We start from the raw sequence: 15,957 nt of genomic DNA on the forward strand, positions 1-15,957 counted from the left end.
AAGGCTGGTGTGCACATGTGCGCATCGGTCTTTTTTTTTGTTGATCTGCCTGTATGGCTCGTTGTTTTGGAAACGCTTTTCAACGCTTGGGGATTGATTACTACTTTATTTATTCCGACAGGCGAAAGCGATTTTGGAAGAAGAGAAAAAACCCCTGGTAAATTGCGGAATTGGAGTATCCGATCAGTACGAAGTGGGTATCATGATTGAGATCCCTGCTGCGGCATTGCGGGCCGATCAATTTGCACCCGAGGTTGACTTTTTCAGCATTGGAACCAATGATTTAATACAATACACAATGGCAGCCGACCGTATGAACGAGAAGGTCGCTTATCTCAACCGGCCTTATCTGGGTCTGGATGAATTTAGTAGAAGTGCAGAGAGCTTGTGTTTTTGAAGGAATGGCTTGAGAGAGTGTAGCGAGGGAGGCAGATCAGAATGGTAGAGAAAAAAATAGTGGTTCAATTGGCGAACGGCCTGCATGCACGTCCTGCGGCGAACTTTGTGAAGGTGGCCACGTCCTTTTCCAGCGACATTAAAATCATCAAAAATGAGAAAAATGTAAATGGCAAGAGCATCATGGGCATTATGGCAGCAGCGATTGGAAAAGGGAAAGAAATTACCCTGATCACGGATGGTGCCGATGAACAAGAAGCGATGACAGCATTGGAAAAAGCATTGACCGAACAGGCATAGGGAAGAGAAAGCCCCTCGATTTGAGGGGTTTTTCTGTTGTTCCGGGAAAGTTCACGTAGACAGCAGGTGTGCGAAAGGATACGAAAAGGGTGTCAGTCGCTTTTGGGCTCGTTGTTCTTCTAAAAGCAGCTCCATTTTTAGGCGGATGCGCTCCGAGTGTGTGGTTTTGTAGAGTGGGTTTACCAAATTCCGTGTTTCCAAAGGATCGGCAGTGAGATTGTACAATTCGTAATCGGTCATCGTGGGGTTGTATACATCCCCGGCAAAATAGCAGGAGTATTTCCATAAAGCGCTGTGCCCGGCGGAATACATGTAGGCGAGGACCGTTTCTATCCGATTCGGCGGAATGACAGAGTCATAGGGCTGGTGTTGCACGCTTACTTGATGCTGTCCTTTGGTCACATCGTCGTCTGTCATGAAGTAGAGCGGATCGCTTGCGATAGAGTCCGTATCGTGGGACAAGATGAGGGGAGTAAGATCACGACCGACAAGAGGGCGTACCTCGCTATGTGTATAGGTCAGCTCCTCCCCAAGCCTGTCTGTGTCTGCTCCGACCATCCCGAGTAGTGTCGGAAGAATATCCACATGACTGGTTAACGACTCTGTGGAGGTTGCGAGTGGAAAAAGGAGTGGGTTGTGGATAATGAGGGGAACGTGAATCGCCTCTTCATAGGCACAGTACCATTTTTGATGCAGATTGCCGTGAGCCCCCAACAATTCTCCGTGATCGGATGTGAACACGACCAGTGTCTCGGGATAAAACGAGCTGCCGACGAGTGCTTCAAGAACACGCATGACTTCCCGATCGGCGTTTTTTTGGAGTTGATAGTACAGTCTTCGGTAATGGGCTTGGTCCGCAATGGGCTGGAACGCCTGTGGATATACCTCCCGATAACTCGCTTGGCAGCGTGGCTTTGTTGCTAGTGACTCGTGCTGAGTAGGGGGCGGGGCAACTGTGGGAACGGACTTATCCACATGGAAGCGAAAAAACGGTGAGCTCGCAGAGATATCCCCATAGATGGCGATATCATGTGGATTGACGAAAGACGCCACGATTAGCCAAGGATGGTAGCTTTCAACGGAGTGTTTTTCCTGGTCTAATGCATGGAGCAGCTCAATGACTTCGCTGCTGTACACCACATCACGACCATTTACGCCGATGGCTGCGGACGAACCGGAGTTATGCGGCGCTATCCCGTGTGGTTCAGGCCCTATCCAGCTAGAGAAGCCATAACCGTCCAGCCGATCAGCAAGGAAGTATAAGCGTTCCTTATCTGAATCAGGAACCCCTGTTCCAGGGATATAGCTGGGGATAGGAAAATGGGTACCCGGTACCCAGATGTCGGCATCGGATATATGCCACTTGCCTTTATAGAAACACCGATAGCCCGCTTGGCGAAAATAATTTCCCATCGTCGGGACGGTATTGCGATCGAGCCAGAACATGTCGCTGTCGGGAGATCTTTTGGCGGCGCCGCTGGTCTGGGTGACGCCGTGCAAAGAGGGGTACTGACCGGTAAACAAGGTGGCTCTGCTAGGGCAACAGGCTGTGGAACCAACGTAATGACGCTTGAATTCCAACCCATGCTCTCGCAAAAAAGCATGAGCGTGGAGTGTATCCTCGCTCCATTCACGTATCGCAGGCTCTTCATAAATGGGGGGAAATCGTTCCTGATCCACAATGATGAATAAGATATTCGGTCGTCTTCTCAACCATTTTCTCGACATATAGATCCCCCTCAGCAAAGATGTACACATCTTTATCAACATATGGGGATAATCTTTGTCCTTATCCACAAAAAAAACTCGCCGATCATCAAGAAATCGGCGAATCGAACCTGTACATTTGGTTATCCACAGTTTTTTATACGAAGGCAAGGGAGAGCACCGACAAAAGAATCGAGGTAATACTCATCGCAATCAGTGGGCGCGCCGCTTTTGTTCGAAGTGCACGCAGATCGACATTGAGGCCAAGTCCGACCATCGCCATGGTGAGCACAAAGGTTGTGATATTGGCGACACCACTATGGAACGCTTCTGAGACAGGGATGTATGTGCCGAGAACATAGCTTCCAAAAACACTCATGGCGAGGAAGCCGATGAGGAACCAAGGGAATTCGATCTTGGTGCCGCTTTGTAATTTCCCGGAACGTTTCATCCAAACCATCAGGATAAAACAGAGTGGGACCAACAGAAGCACACGCCCCAATTTTGCCAGCAGCGCAATCGCTAGCCCATCTTGACCCGCCGGAGCAGCAGCCAACGCGACATGAGCAATTTCATGCAGACTAATTCCTGACCACATGCCGTATTCGACCGGGGACAAGGGAAGGAATGGACGCAGGATCGTGTAGGATATGGCAAATAAGGTTCCGACGAGTGCGATCATTCCTACCCCGATAGCGGTATCTTCATCCTTGGCAGCAATGATAGGGGAGACGGCTGCAATTGCCGCTGCTCCACAGACACCTGTACCGACTCCGAGCATGAGGGAGAGGGAAGTGTCTGCTTTCAGCCACTTGGCTATCAGCATTGTAACCGCGATGGCAAAAATAATGACACCAGCGTCATAGATGAGAAGCCCGAGGCCTTGATTCAAGACGACGTCGATATTGAGCTTCAGCCCGTACAAAATAATAGCCAGACGCAGTAAACGTTTGGCGGAAAATTGAATCCCTGATCGCAATGCTCCTGGATATCCACGAAAATGCCGGTATGCGACCGCGATCAGGATCGAACAGGCGAGGGGGCCAACTTGTTGAAAGCCAGGTATTTTTGCTAAGCCGTAGCCTGTCAGGGCGATGAAAAAAGTAAAAGCGATTCCAGCTATCCACAGCGAGAAGGATGCGGGGGTGCTTTTGTTGTTTTTTGCGGGCTGTACGCTGGCATTGCTTTCATTGCTTTCATTCAATGGCACGCTGTTTTTTATCTGAGTTGCCATTGCCATCACTCCTCGAAAAGTTTTACAAACTCAGCATACGGCAACTGTTATAATAAGAAAAATAAATCATTGGAATGATCATCATAAGTGAAATGAATGGTTAGTGGTGGAAGGGAGAGTGAAGGCAGTTGGATCAGCATTTGCTTGTGTTCGTGACCGTTGCAGACAGACAGAACTTTTCCCGAGCTGCAGAAGAGCTCCATATGACGCAGCCTGCCGTTAGTCAGTATATTCATGCCCTCGAGCGCACGATAGGGACAAAGCTCCTGGAGCGAAGCAACAAATATGTTCGCTTGAATAAAGCGGGGGAGATTGTCTATCATCACGCTCGGGAAATCTTGGGCTTGTACACGCGGATGCAGAGTCTCGTGGATGATTTGATGAACACACCGAGCGGGCATTTGACTATTGGCGCCAGCTACACATATGGAGAGTATGTGCTGCCTCACGTCATTGCGCGTCTTCGTCAGTATTACCCAATGATTACCCCCACGATTACAATTCACAATTCCACAGTCATTGCGGAGCTGGTGGCGAAGCGACAACTCGACGTCGGGATTGTTGAGGGGGAGTATGTGGACGAAAAAATGTGTGTGGAGCCGTTTGCTGATGATCGTATGTATGTGATTGCTTCTCCAGCGCATCGATTGGCCGGGCAGACTGAGGTCAGTATTGACGAGCTGACGAAGGAAACATGGATTGTGCGGGAAGAAGGGTCGGGCACGAGGGAAGCGGCTGAAAAAATGTTTCACCAGATGCAATTCACACCGCACAAGCGAATGGAGTTCGGCAGCACACAGGTGATCAAGGAGTCAGTGGAGGCTGGCTTGGGAATTAGCCTGCTGTCTTATTGGGCCATCCGCAAAGAACGCAAGCTCGGCACGCTCTGTACATTGAAGGTGACGGGGACACCGGTTACCCGTGATTTTTCGCTCCTCACGAAATCCGACGAGTTCCATACCAAAGCATTGGACATCTTCATGGAGCTCATCCGCACGCATGTGCCGGAGGGGGCCCATACGTAAAAGAGGAAGCGGCACGATTCATCGGTGCTGCTTCCTCTGCTCATTTGAGTGTAAGACGAAAGGTTGTTCCTTCGGGAGAAGTCCGAATCAATTCGACATTTCCGCCGTGTGCCTTTGCCAATAGGCGGGAGATCGTCAGGCCCAGCCCTAGGCCTTGCTTCTTTTTGCGTTTGCTATCTCCGCGATAGTACCGTTCGAAAATGAAAGGAACCTCTGGCTCAGGAATTCCTTTTCCGTTGTCGGTTACATCGATAGAGAGGAAGTCGCTTTGGTTGTGGACGTCGATCTTGATTTGCGTTGCATTTGCGGCAGCACTGTTCCCTAATAAATTGAGCAAAATTTGTTTGACATGTGATTCATCGCATATCCATACGATTTCAGGTCCAGTCGAGTTAACTGTCACAGATACGTCTGTAAATGAGGGCAAGGCTTGTACCTGTGCGACTATTTGATCCAACGTACTGTTGATCTGAACGGATTGCTTCTCGAGGAAAACCTCCCCTGCTTCCATCGACGAAAAATCGAGCAGGTCATTGACCATTGTCTGGAGTCGTTTGGCTTCATCCATGCTGATTTGCATGAATTCATCCGCATCTGCACCCTTCACAACGCCGTCTTTCACCGCTTGAATCATCCCGCGGATCGAGGTGACAGGGGTACGCAGCTCATGGGAAACACCAGCCAAAAGGTCGGTACGCATCCGCTCCAACTGTCCAAGGCGGTTGGTCATTTCGTCAAAGGAATGGACCAGTTGGCTAATTTCTGCCTCTTTTATTTTGGTGGTATCGGGCAGTGAGGGCGCATAGTTTCCGGTAGATATTTGCTCGGCTGCCATTGCCAACTCCCGGAGTGGCTGCGTCAGGGACCGAGACAAAACATAGACGATGGCCCAACCGCACAAGGTGATGATTCCGATGGAAACCATGATCGTGATATAGGTGTGGACCAAATCATTGTTAAGGGGGGTACTGACGTAATAAGTGCCTGCGACTGCATTGTGTTCATAGTAAGGGACACCTACACGCAGCCAGGTAGCTCCCTTTGTGGCAACGACCTCCCGTATTTCCTTTGTTTTGTCCACAGGCTGGGCAGGAGTAGGTAACTGCGCAACGGTAGCGATCGTCGTCTGATTCAGCATATCCTTCTTGAACGTCTTGCCCGCATCATCGTAAATCTGTACCACGTGATCGATTGGGACAGTCGGCATGACTCGAAATGCGATCATGGCGGTATTGGCTGCGGGTGTTGCGGTGTCAGGAATAGCCGGAGACGCAGGGCCAGTCACAGCAGTGACAGTCTGACTGGAGATACCAACAGTTGTTCGTGCCAAATCCTCTATCTTTACAGAAGAAGTCGAGGTGTCCTTGGCAAGCAACACCTTGGTATACGAATCAGCGAGCAACTCTGTTCTTGCTTCCAATACTTGAAACTGTTGTTCTGTAGCTGCTTTGTTAATCCAAAAGATGCCAAAAAAGCCGATACCAAAAAGAATGACCGATAATATCAAGGCATAGCGCCATGTCCAGTAACGCAAGAGCGGCACAGCAGTTCTAGTAGAAGTAGATCGTTTAGTAAACACGCAGGCTGTACCCCATTCCTCTGATCGTGCTGATCTCCCCTTCGGAAGTCGGCCAAGGCAACAAGCTTTTGCGCAAACGTTTCACAGCGGTATCCACAGAACGATCCCCTCCTTCAAAGTCCATTCCCCACACTTGATCCAGTAATTGATCGCGGCTGAAGCATTGGTTGGGATGTCGCGCCAGGAAAACGAGCAGCTGCCAATCCCGTGGCATTAAGGAAAGCGGAGTTTTCCCGATCAACGCATTTTGGGCCGAAACATCTATCGAAAGCGTGCCGAGCCTGATTGTATCCGCTTCTGAGAGATAAGAGGAACGACGGAGCACAGCTTGAACACGGGCAAGCACTTCTTCTGGATCAAATGGCTTGGCGATGTAATCATCTGCACCTTGTGCCAGCCCTTGGAGCTTGTCCGGCACGGTACCGCGAGCCGTGATAATAATGACCGGGCAACTGCCGTATTGGCGAATCTGATCGAGTATATCCAAGCCGTCGTGATCGGGCAGCATCAGGTCAAGCAGGACAAGGTCTGGTTTCCAGGAGAAAAAAGTCGGGATTGCCTCGTGATTACCCTCATTCCATTTTACCTCATAGCCCGCCCGTTCCAGATAGACCTGGACAAGTCGGGCAATCGGCATTTCATCCTCGATGAGTAGAATTCGTTTCACGAAGAAATACCTCCTATCTATCTCAAGTCAATTTGTTCTTATCATAGCAATGATAGACACCATTTCGACTGACATCATTTGTAAAGAATGTTCTTGTTGTTTAGCATAATGGAGTTGTGTGTCCGTTAAATGGCGAAGGGAATAACTAAACCTCTGGCAGTTTCCTGTCAGAGGTTTTTGTGTGTGTTTGAAAGGCAACGCTTATTTTTTGATGGCAGCTACTGAGACTGTTGTACCTTTTGTGATCTTGCCTTCTTTTTCGAGCTGTTTGATCAATTCGTCAACGGTGATTCCTTTCTCTTTTGCCAATTGCTCCAAACTGATTGCAGGTTGAGTAAAGGAAGCTGCTTCACCAGTGGCGATCGTGCCTTCTTTTTCAAGCTGCTTGATCAACTCTTCCACAGAGATGCCTTTTTCTTTCGCTACTTCTTCCAGATTGATAACTGCCGTGGAAGCTTTCATTGCCAGCTTGCCATCTTCTTTAAGCTGCTCAATCAACTCTTCTACGGAGATGCCTTTTTCTTTCGCCATTTCATCCAGGTCGATCGGCTTACTATTATCGCTGTTGGCATCGAATTTCATGAAGGAGAAGCTAGTTGTCAGATCGCCGTCTTTCGTGATAGTGGCTGCTCCTTTTGTCAGTTTGCCTTCCTTTTCAAGCTGCTTGATCAACTCTTCCACAGAGATGCCCTTTTCCTTTGCTATTTGCTCCAGGTTAAAAATCGGTTTTAGAAGAGCATCTGTACCATCTGTGCTCACCATTTTCAGTGGAGCAGAAGAACCAGTCGTTTTCGCCGTTTCACTTGCCGCAAATGCGGAACCTGCCATTGCAGATACTGCCAAAGCCATAACTGTCATTGCCATTTTCTTTTTCATTGTAAAATTCCTCCTTGGGGGGTCTTAAGATTGTGGTGAGCCTTGTTTGCGGGCTTGCCCGTCTCGGCTACAACACAAATTTAACGGGGGCTTGTGTCCGGAATATGACCGGAATATGGAAAAGTGACGGAATGCCGAAAACGCTTGCATTTTTCCCTACCTTGTTCTAAATTAGAGACAGGTAAAAGAGCATGGAAATAGCGTGTAATCTTCTACCCACAAGTGAATAATCAAAAGGCAAAGGTGCCCTTGAACACGGCTTATTTTTTCGTGTTTAGGCACCTTTTTTTGCTTTTGATCAGGGATGTTGTCTTGAAAGGAGTGACACGCATGGAAAAACCAATTCGAGCGACGCCGCTTGCGATCCGACTGATTCCCAATGTCGATCCACAATTTGCGGAGAAGCTGAACCTGCCTTCTCATATCCGAAGTCTGGGGCTATTGACCTCCACGATTGACGATGTGGGGTATACGGCCATTGATGAAGCGACCAAAAAGGCAGCGGTAGAAGTTGTGTATGCCAAGTCGTTTTATGCAGGCTCAGGTCATGCGTCTGGACCGTTGTCCGGCGAGTTCATCGGGATGATCGGAGGCGCGACGCCATCGGAGGTGCAGAGCGGACTGGATGCAGCCGTTGCATTTATGGAGAGCGGAGCATGCTTTTACTCTTTGAATGATGAAGGGACGCATGCGTATTACGCCCATGTTGTGTCGCGGACGGGCAGCTACTTGTCTCAAACCGCCGGAATCCGCGAAGGTGAGCCACTCGCTTACTTGATCGCTCCGCCGCTGGAGGCCATGTATGGTATTGATGCCGCCCTCAAGGCTGCAGATGTACAAATGGTTCAATTTTTTGGTCCACCGACAGAAACGAACTTTGGGGGAGCACTACTCACTGGCAGCCAATCGGCATGCACGGCAGCCGCTGATGCTTTTGCCGAGGCCGTAAGAAGTGTCGCCCAACAGCCTGTCAAACGATAATAGGGATTTTCCCTCTTGAAGGGGAGGTAATGTAAATGCGCGCTACAACATATTCACTCGGCATGATCGAGACGTTGGGCTTGCCTGCTCTCATCGCTGCCGCAGACGCTGCTGCCAAAGCGGCGGACGTCAAAGTCGTCTCATATGAAGGAGCGGACGCAGGGATCGTTACCGTGTATGTAATCGGAGATGTCTCCTCCGTACAGGCAGCAGTAGATGCTGGCGCTGACGCTGCGAGACGTGTCGGAAGATTGCTGCACTCACACGTAATTCCACGTCCTGATGAAAATGTTCCAAGAATGCTTAAAAACCTGCTAAAACCAGAGGTAAAAGAAGAGGTTAAGGCAGAGCCGGCTAAAGCGCCAGTGTCCGAATTGCAAGATCAGTCCATCAGTGACCTGCGCAAAATGGCGCGTTCGTATGCGGACTTCCCGCTGACAACGAACGAAATCAACATGGCGAAGAAAGAAGATCTCATTCGTTTGTTGGAAGAGAAACAAGGCGGAGGTGACAAAGCCTAATGACACTCGACGCTGATCTGTATTCCATACAGGAAGTGCGTACCTACCTCGCACAAGCGAAGGAAGCACAAGCCAAATTCGCTACCTACAGCCAAGAGCAAGTTGACCGGATCATCGAAGCTATGTCCAAAGTGGGCGTAGAAAATGCTGATCGACTGGCAGCAATGGCTGTAGAGGAAACAGGCTTTGGTAACGTCGCTGACAAACGGATGAAAAACCTGTTTGCTGCACAAGATGTGTACGCATCTGTAAAAGATGTAAAAACAGTTGGTATCATTCGTAAGGACGAAGAGAACAAGGTGTGGGAAGTGGCGCAGCCATTTGGTATCGTAGCAGGGGTTGTACCTTCCACTAATCCGACGTCCACGGTTATTTATAAATCGATGGTCTCCCTCAAGGCGAGAAATGCGATTGTCTTCAGCCCGCATCCGTCGGCAGCAAAATGCACGCTGGAAGCAGCGCGACTGATGGCTCAGGCGGCAGTAGCGGCTGGAGCACCAGAAGGCTTGATCCATTGCGTTACGAAGCCTACGCTTCCTGGTACAAATGAGCTGATGAAGCACAAGCTGACCAATCTGATTCTCGCGACTGGCGGAACTCCGATGGTACGCGCAGCATACAGCTCCGGTAAGCCAGCATATGGTGTTGGACCTGGTAATGTACCCGTTTACATCCATCACAGTGCTGACTTTGCTGCTGCTGCCAGACGCATCGTGCAGAGCAAGACGTTTGACTATGGTACAATCTGCGCTTCTGAGCAAGCATTGGTAGTAGAGGAATCCACCAAACACCAATTGATTACTGCCCTGAAGCGTGAAGGCGCCTACTTCCTGAACGAGCAAGAGAAGGAAAAAGTAGCTGCAATCATCATGGTAAACGGCTCGCTGAACGCGAAGATCGTTGGCCGCTCTCCGCAAGTGATCGCTCAAATGGCGGGTATTACTATCCCTGCTGATGCGCGTGTCCTGATTGCGGAAGAGAACAATGTAGGCAAAGCGTATCCGATGTCCGTTGAAAAACTGGCGCCGATCCTTGCCCTCTACACTGTTCAAAACGACAGCGAAGCGATTGCTCGTTGCCGCGAATTGCTGGAACATGGTGGTCTTGGACATACAGCGGGTATTCACGCCCAGGATGACAATGTCATCGCAGCGTATGGTCAAGCAATGCCAGCATCCAGAATTCCGGTAAATACGGGTACGACCTTCGGAGGAATTGGTGCAACGACTGGTGTACAACCAGCGTTCACGCTTGGATGCGGTTCTTTAGGGAACAACATCACGTCCGATAACATCGGTGCGAAGCACATGTTCAACATCAAGCGTGTTGCATTTGGCATCAAAGAAATGCCACAATCAACGCCAGTATCAGCAGCTCCTGCGACACAAGCGGAAGAAGCTGTCCTACAGGCTGTCTCTTCTATGAATGTCGGCTTGAGCCGCGATGAGATCAAAAACATCATCAAATCGGTGTTAACAGAAATGACGACTTAAGTCGTAAAACACTAAAATTTTGGAGATATAATTAAGGAGGAAATGAAAATGGCTGGAGAAATGTCCGCATTGGGAATGGTAGAAACAAAAGGTTTGGTAGGAGCAGTTGAAGCTGCTGACGCAATGGTAAAAGCAGCTAACGTAAAACTGATTGGTAAAGTACACGTAGGTGGCGGTCTCGTAACTGTTATGGTACGTGGTGACGTAGGTGCAGTAAAAGCTTCCACAGACGCAGGTGCCGCTGCTGCTGAAAAAGTAGGAGAGCTCGTATCTATTCACGTAATTCCACGCCCTCATGGAGACATTGAACTGATTCTGCCGAAACTCGAAGGATAATAAATCCCTATGGCAGTGATTACAGAAGCATCCTTGAGAGCGATGCATAAATCAGGTATTCCAAACCCCTTTCTCGTTGAGGAAGGGGATAAAATAACACCAGCAGCGGCAGATTTCTTGAAAGGAAGAGGGATTCAAGTGAAACAAGTTGATCAGAGCCAGCAGCCTTCCACCAATCAAGCTGCCGAGGCAGTGCGAGAAATTCCTTTGGGCGTATCTAACCGTCACATTCATTTGTCGCAAGCAGATGTCGAGAAGCTTTTCGGAGCCGGACATCAATTGACGCCAATGCGTGATCTGTCGCAACCGGGCCAGTTTGCTTGCCAAGAAACAGTCACTATCGTGGGACCAAAAGGCAGCATCCACGGGGTTCGCGTTTTGGGACCAGCTCGTGGCGCGACACAAGTGGAAATTTCCAGAACAGACGGCTTTGCAGTAGGTGTTCAAGCACCTGTGCGTATGTCTGGAGATATTGAAGGAACACCAGGTATGGTACTCGTTACGGCAAAAGGGACAGTCGTGATGGACAAAGGCGTAATCGTAGCGAAGAGCCACGTTCATATGTCTCCAGCAGATGCCGAGCAATATCAAGTGAAGGATGGCGATACGCTGATCCTGGCGACGCAAAGCGATCGTCCTATCATCTATCCAGATGTAGTCGTTCGTGTGCATCCGCAATTCGCACTTGATTTCCACGTGGATACGGATGAAGGTAATGCCGCTAATTTGAAAACGGGAGACCGGGTAAAAGTGATCGGCAAGAACGGGCAATTTTACTCCTTCTAACGGAGGTAGAGCTTGATGGACATCAGAGAAATGGTGGCGTCGATTACAAAAGAAATTTTGCAATCGATGAATACAGAAAAGAAAAGCGAGGCGCCTCGTGTCCTGTACGTTTTTTGCGACAGCCAGGCTCATGAGGCGTTTCAGGATCATTTTATTCAACTGAAAAACCACGGGATCTGCCATGACATTCTCTTCCTGGACGGAGAAACCTCTTCTTGGTTGGGCATGCACAAGATCGAATGTGGGGGAGCAGGCAGAATCCTTACAGCAGATGAGTACGCTCCTGCTCCGTTGGAAGTGCCGAAAGATTATGTCGGTATTGTGATTCCTGAAATCGATTTGGATAATGCAGCGAGAATTGCTTCCGGTCTAAAAGGAACGATCAAAGCGGAAATCGTCTTTTCCGCATTGGTGACGGGTAAATTCGTCATCGCTGGTTCCGATGTGCCAGGAATCAAGCGCGCAGACCGTCGTACCCTGCAAACATTGACACTGACACCTGCTTATGAAAAGCTGTTCAACCGTCACGTAGAGGGCATGAAAGAGCTGGGTGTGGAGTTTGCGGAGCAACGCCGTCTGGCAGATCGCGTAGTTTCGAAGCTGAAGTCTCAGCTACAAAAAGTGGAGACTACTACCAAGACAGAACAACCGAAATTGACTCCTTTGGATGAGCAAGAAGCCGTCTTTTCCGGGAAGCTGTTGACAGCAGACTGGATCAGATCGCAGCCTGAGCTTCGCGATACGACTTTGATCGTGAAAAAAGGGGCAATTGTTTCTCCGCTTGCTTATGACAGCATGAGAGAACGCGGCATTACGGTCAGCTATTTAGGAAAAGGGTGATCGCATGTTTTTGGGAAAAGTGATCGGCAGCGTCTGGGCCACGCAAAAAGAAGCAGGTATGGAAAATCTCAAGCTCATGGTGGTTCAGCCGATTGATTGGCGTGGCGAAGAAGGCGGACAAACCGTTATCGCAGCGGACAGGATCGGTGCGGGAATCGGGGAGCAGGTTATCGTCTCTCGTGGGACGCCTGCCCGAATCCTTTTCTCCGGCACCAGTGTGCCGATCGATGCGATCATCGTAGGCATCGTGGATTCGTTTGAGGTGCCGGGTGCCGCAGGAAGAGAGGAATAGGAATGGAACAGGAACGTTCACGAGTCATCCAGGAATTCGTACCGGGGAAACAGGTCACGTTGGCTCATGTAATCGCAAACCCTGACCCAATGCTCTATACCAAGCTAGGTATCAATGAGGCCGGTGCAATCGGCATTTTGACTTTGACGCCTACCGAAACAGCCATTATTGCCGCGGATATTGCGACAAAGGCTGCTGGCGTCGAGCTTGGGTTTCTCGATCGTTTTACAGGTTCACTGATTGTCGTAGGAGATGTATCCGCTGTGGAGATGGCAGTCGAAGCGGTCAATCAGGTACTGAGCGAAAAACTGCGGTTTACACCGGCATTGGTGACGAAGTCATGATCGGCCGTGTAATGATTATCGGTGCAATCGAAGCAGGAAAGTCTTCTCTGGTGCGGGCGCTGTTCAATGACGAACAGCCTGCCCGGAAGACACAAGCGCTCGAATATCGGGACTGGGCGATTGACACTCCGGGTGAGTACAGCGAAAACCCGATGTTTTATCGCACGCTTATGGCTACCTCTCTTGAGGCGAAGATCATTGTGATGGTACAAGATGCTACGCGGGAGCGCAATTATTTCCCTCCTGGCTTTTCACAAGGGTTTCCGCAATCGTGCATCGGGGTTATTACTAAAATGGATCATCCTGATGCAAATGTGGAGAGGGCAGAACAATTCCTGCGTCAATCGCTCGGCAATACGAAGATTTTCCGGACCTCCTCGCTCACGAGTGAGGGAGTGCCAGAATTGCGAGCGTATTTGCAGGAAATTGTAAACGAGTAAGCGTGATTAACCAGAATTACACCCCTTTCCGCCGTAGCGTGTCTGTGAGAAAATGAGGTCATATCAACTCCTAGCAGGTGAAAAGAGGTTCACATGCAATCAATACGAGAAGTGTGCAAAGCGTCCACGACGTTGAGTGATGACGACATTCGGATTGTGGAGGATCTGGCTTCCAAGCTCCAGATTTTTGCTGATCTGTCTCAAGCGGACATGTTTATCGATTGTCCAACGGTAGATCGGAGCGCTGCGATGGTAGTCGCACAAGCTGCACCGAGTACGGCACGCTCTATGTACAGTGGAACGGTCGTAGGGCATTTGGCGACGGCGATTAATGAGCCAGCGGTTATGTATTGTCTGACTACAGGCAAGCCCGTCATCGGTTCACGTGGGGTTTCACAGGAGCAGGTCGTGATGCGACAAAGCGTCGTACCCATCACGAATGCGGATGGAAAAACAATCGGGACCTTGATAACGGAACAGGATATATCCAAACAGGTGGAACAGGAAAAGAACGTCGAGATGCTCAAGGAAACAACGGAGCACTTAAGTGAGACGCTCATCCAGTTCGCTGTGCCTGATCTGCCCATTTCGTCGCTTTTGCACGAGGGCATGATTTTGTTTGATCAGAGTGGGGTTATCACGTACGCCAATGGCCGTGCCCACAAGCTGCTCTCCTTGATTGGCTTTGAACGGCCGGAAAAAGGCGAGAGCATTGAACGTATTTTTTCCTGGAGAGTTTCCCCGGAGAATTTTGTACGCAACGGGGGTTATATTCAGGAGGAGCTGTCAAAAGGCAAGCATTTCATCATGATGAAAGCGGTTTCGTCCGTCCGCAAACAAGACATCATCGGGGGATTCATTCTCCTGCGAGACATATCGGACATTCGGGAAAAAGAAAAGCAATTAATGATCAAATCCGCGGTGATCAAAGAGATTCACCACCGGGTCAAAAACAATTTGCAAACCATCTCTAGCCTGTTGCGCCTGCAAATGCGGCGTTCGCAGTCCAACGAGATTGAAAAGGTATACCGGGAAAGCATCAATCGCATCAACAGCATCGCCATTATTCACGAATACTTGGCACAGGATGGTCTGGAGCAGATTGACTTCAAAGAGATTTTAACCAAAATATCGAAAATAATCGTCTCTTCGATGAGACGTTCTGAGCAAGCTATACACGTCGTGGTGACGGGCGAATCGGTGTATCTGCCGTCCAACAAAGCAACATCGTTTGCCTTGATCGTCACCGAGCTGATTCAAAATTGCATGATTCATGGTTTTCATGAGCACCAAGAAGGGAAAATCTCTATTGCACTGGTTGCCAAGGAGGACTTCGTGAGTCTGTCTGTGACAGATGACGGGGTAGGCATCGAGGACATGGAGCAAATCCACAAAAAGGGCCATCTCGGCCTGAAAATTGTCGATACACTGGTCAGGGAAGACCTCGAAGGCACGATGCATTTCCGCAACACTGGGAACGGAACAGAGGTTACCATCCTCTATCCGATCCAAAAGGAGGATGAAGATGACACAACCGAAGATTATGGTGGTTGATGACGAGCCGATTATTCGCATGGATTTGCGCGAGATGCTCGAAAATGAAGGGTATTTAGTGGTTGCCGAGGCGAAAAACGGAGAAGAGGCAGTCGAACAGGCCCATCGTCACAAGCCCGATCTGATCATCATGGATGTGAAAATGCCTGTCTTGAATGGAATCAAGGCAAGCAGTATCATTCGTTCCTTTTCAGACAGTTCCATTCTTCTCTTGACGGCTTATAGCCAAAAGGAACTCGTCCAGGATGCCAGAAAAGCGGGTGTGACGGCTTACTTGGTGAAGCCGGTGTCGGAGGATGATTTGATTCCCGCAGTAGAAATCGCCCTCAGTCAAAAGGAAAAAGTCGTTTCGCTGAAGCAGGATATAAACGATCTGAAGAAAAAGATCGAGGATCGCAAGGCAGTGGAAAAGGCAAAAGGAAAGCTGATGAGTGCCCTATCCTTGGAAGAGGATGCGGCTTACAAATGGATGCAGCAAGTAAGCATGCAACGGCGCATGCCGCTTGTGAAGCTGGCAGAGGAAATTTTGTCGGGCGAGCAGGCCATTTTTACCCAAGACTAGTACTGACGTTATCATAAAAAGCAG

General features: G+C 49.4%; 18 protein-coding genes and 1 pseudogene. 14 read left to right on the forward strand and 5 right to left on the reverse strand.

What is annotated here, in order from left to right:
* Nucleotides 1-112 precede the first annotated feature (112 nt).
* Both E8L90_RS24890 and E8L90_RS24895 read left to right on the forward strand, forming a co-directional pair.
* Nucleotides 113-349: pseudogene (locus tag E8L90_RS24890) on the forward strand (putative PEP-binding protein); the annotation flags it as partial.
* Between the two features lie 89 nt (nt 350-438).
* The gene (locus E8L90_RS24895; RefSeq protein ID WP_137031790.1) at nt 439-696 is read left to right on the forward strand and encodes an HPr family phosphocarrier protein; all 258 of its coding nucleotides are present in this window, start codon (nt 439-441) and stop codon (nt 694-696) included.
* Nucleotides 697-747: 51 nt separating this feature from the next.
* Here the strand turns inward: E8L90_RS24895 and E8L90_RS24900 are convergent, their stop codons facing one another.
* Both E8L90_RS24900 and E8L90_RS24905 read right to left on the reverse strand, forming a co-directional pair.
* Nucleotides 748-2,424 carry a sulfatase family protein gene (locus E8L90_RS24900; RefSeq protein ID WP_137031791.1) on the reverse strand — a complete coding sequence of 559 codons (1,677 nt, stop codon included), beginning with the start codon at nt 2,422-2,424 and terminating at the stop codon, nt 748-750.
* A gap of 136 nt (nt 2,425-2,560) precedes the next feature.
* The gene (locus E8L90_RS24905; RefSeq protein ID WP_137031792.1) at nt 2,561-3,637 is read right to left on the reverse strand and encodes a YeiH family protein; all 1,077 of its coding nucleotides are present in this window, start codon (nt 3,635-3,637) and stop codon (nt 2,561-2,563) included.
* Nucleotides 3,638-3,765: 128 nt separating this feature from the next.
* On the opposite strand from E8L90_RS24905, the gene E8L90_RS24910 reads away from it, so the two are divergent.
* Nucleotides 3,766-4,662 carry a LysR family transcriptional regulator gene (locus E8L90_RS24910; protein WP_137031793.1) on the forward strand — a complete coding sequence of 299 codons (897 nt, stop codon included), beginning with the start codon at nt 3,766-3,768 and terminating at the stop codon, nt 4,660-4,662.
* 40 nt (nt 4,663-4,702) lie between these two features.
* On the opposite strand, the gene E8L90_RS24915 is transcribed toward E8L90_RS24910, so the two are convergent.
* From E8L90_RS24915 to E8L90_RS24925, 3 genes are all read right to left on the reverse strand, one after another.
* The gene (locus tag E8L90_RS24915; RefSeq protein WP_137031794.1) at nt 4,703-6,241 is read right to left on the reverse strand and encodes a HAMP domain-containing sensor histidine kinase; all 1,539 of its coding nucleotides are present in this window, start codon (nt 6,239-6,241) and stop codon (nt 4,703-4,705) included.
* Complete coding sequence (locus tag E8L90_RS24920) at nt 6,231-6,908, reverse strand: response regulator transcription factor (RefSeq protein ID WP_137031795.1); 678 nt, start codon at nt 6,906-6,908, stop codon at nt 6,231-6,233. Before E8L90_RS24920 ends, E8L90_RS24915 begins: the two co-directional genes overlap by 11 nt.
* A 201-nt stretch (nt 6,909-7,109) precedes the next feature.
* The gene (locus tag E8L90_RS24925) at nt 7,110-7,784 is read right to left on the reverse strand and encodes a hypothetical protein (RefSeq protein ID WP_137031796.1); all 675 of its coding nucleotides are present in this window, start codon (nt 7,782-7,784) and stop codon (nt 7,110-7,112) included.
* A 330-nt stretch (nt 7,785-8,114) separates the two neighbouring features.
* Between E8L90_RS24925 and eutL the strand changes: the two genes are divergently transcribed.
* From eutL to E8L90_RS24980, 11 genes are all read left to right on the forward strand, one after another.
* Entirely contained in the window at nt 8,115-8,765 is a 651-nt protein-coding gene (eutL, locus tag E8L90_RS24930) for an ethanolamine utilization microcompartment protein EutL (RefSeq protein WP_017252519.1), read from the forward strand.
* Between the two features lie 35 nt (nt 8,766-8,800).
* Complete coding sequence (locus E8L90_RS31145) at nt 8,801-9,286, forward strand: BMC domain-containing protein (RefSeq protein ID WP_137031797.1); 486 nt, start codon at nt 8,801-8,803, stop codon at nt 9,284-9,286.
* Entirely contained in the window at nt 9,286-10,779 is a 1,494-nt protein-coding gene (locus tag E8L90_RS24940) for an acetaldehyde dehydrogenase (acetylating) (protein ID WP_137031798.1), read from the forward strand. The genes E8L90_RS31145 and E8L90_RS24940 overlap by 1 nt, the downstream gene beginning before the upstream one ends.
* Before the next feature lie 48 nt (nt 10,780-10,827).
* A complete protein-coding gene (gene eutM / locus E8L90_RS24945; RefSeq protein WP_007720104.1) occupies nt 10,828-11,115 on the forward strand; it encodes an ethanolamine utilization microcompartment protein EutM in 288 nt (95 codons plus the stop codon).
* A gap of 9 nt (nt 11,116-11,124) precedes the next feature.
* Nucleotides 11,125-11,901, forward strand: a complete 777-nt coding sequence (gene pduL, locus E8L90_RS24950) for a phosphate propanoyltransferase (protein WP_137031799.1) — start codon at nt 11,125-11,127, stop codon at nt 11,899-11,901.
* A gap of 15 nt (nt 11,902-11,916) precedes the next feature.
* Nucleotides 11,917-12,741, forward strand: a complete 825-nt coding sequence (locus E8L90_RS24955) for a hypothetical protein (RefSeq protein ID WP_137031800.1) — start codon at nt 11,917-11,919, stop codon at nt 12,739-12,741.
* 4 nt (nt 12,742-12,745) lie between these two features.
* Nucleotides 12,746-13,033 (forward strand): EutN/CcmL family microcompartment protein, encoded by a 288-nt coding sequence (locus E8L90_RS24960; protein WP_007720099.1) that lies wholly within the window; start codon nt 12,746-12,748, stop codon nt 13,031-13,033.
* Between the two features lie 2 nt (nt 13,034-13,035).
* The gene (gene eutS / locus E8L90_RS24965) at nt 13,036-13,377 is read left to right on the forward strand and encodes an ethanolamine utilization microcompartment protein EutS (protein ID WP_007720097.1); all 342 of its coding nucleotides are present in this window, start codon (nt 13,036-13,038) and stop codon (nt 13,375-13,377) included.
* Nucleotides 13,374-13,817, forward strand: coding sequence for a EutP/PduV family microcompartment system protein (locus E8L90_RS24970; protein ID WP_137031801.1), 444 nt, complete (start codon nt 13,374-13,376; stop codon nt 13,815-13,817). The genes eutS and E8L90_RS24970 overlap by 4 nt, the downstream gene beginning before the upstream one ends.
* A 93-nt stretch (nt 13,818-13,910) precedes the next feature.
* Nucleotides 13,911-15,371 (forward strand): sensor histidine kinase, encoded by a 1,461-nt coding sequence (locus E8L90_RS24975; RefSeq protein ID WP_137031802.1) that lies wholly within the window; start codon nt 13,911-13,913, stop codon nt 15,369-15,371.
* The gene (locus E8L90_RS24980) at nt 15,337-15,933 is read left to right on the forward strand and encodes an ANTAR domain-containing response regulator (RefSeq protein ID WP_425267120.1); all 597 of its coding nucleotides are present in this window, start codon (nt 15,337-15,339) and stop codon (nt 15,931-15,933) included. Before E8L90_RS24975 ends, E8L90_RS24980 begins: the two co-directional genes overlap by 35 nt.
* Nucleotides 15,934-15,957 lie beyond the last annotated feature (24 nt).

Source organism: Brevibacillus antibioticus (genome assembly GCF_005217615.1).
GTDB lineage: Bacteria > Bacillota > Bacilli > Brevibacillales > Brevibacillaceae > Brevibacillus > Brevibacillus antibioticus.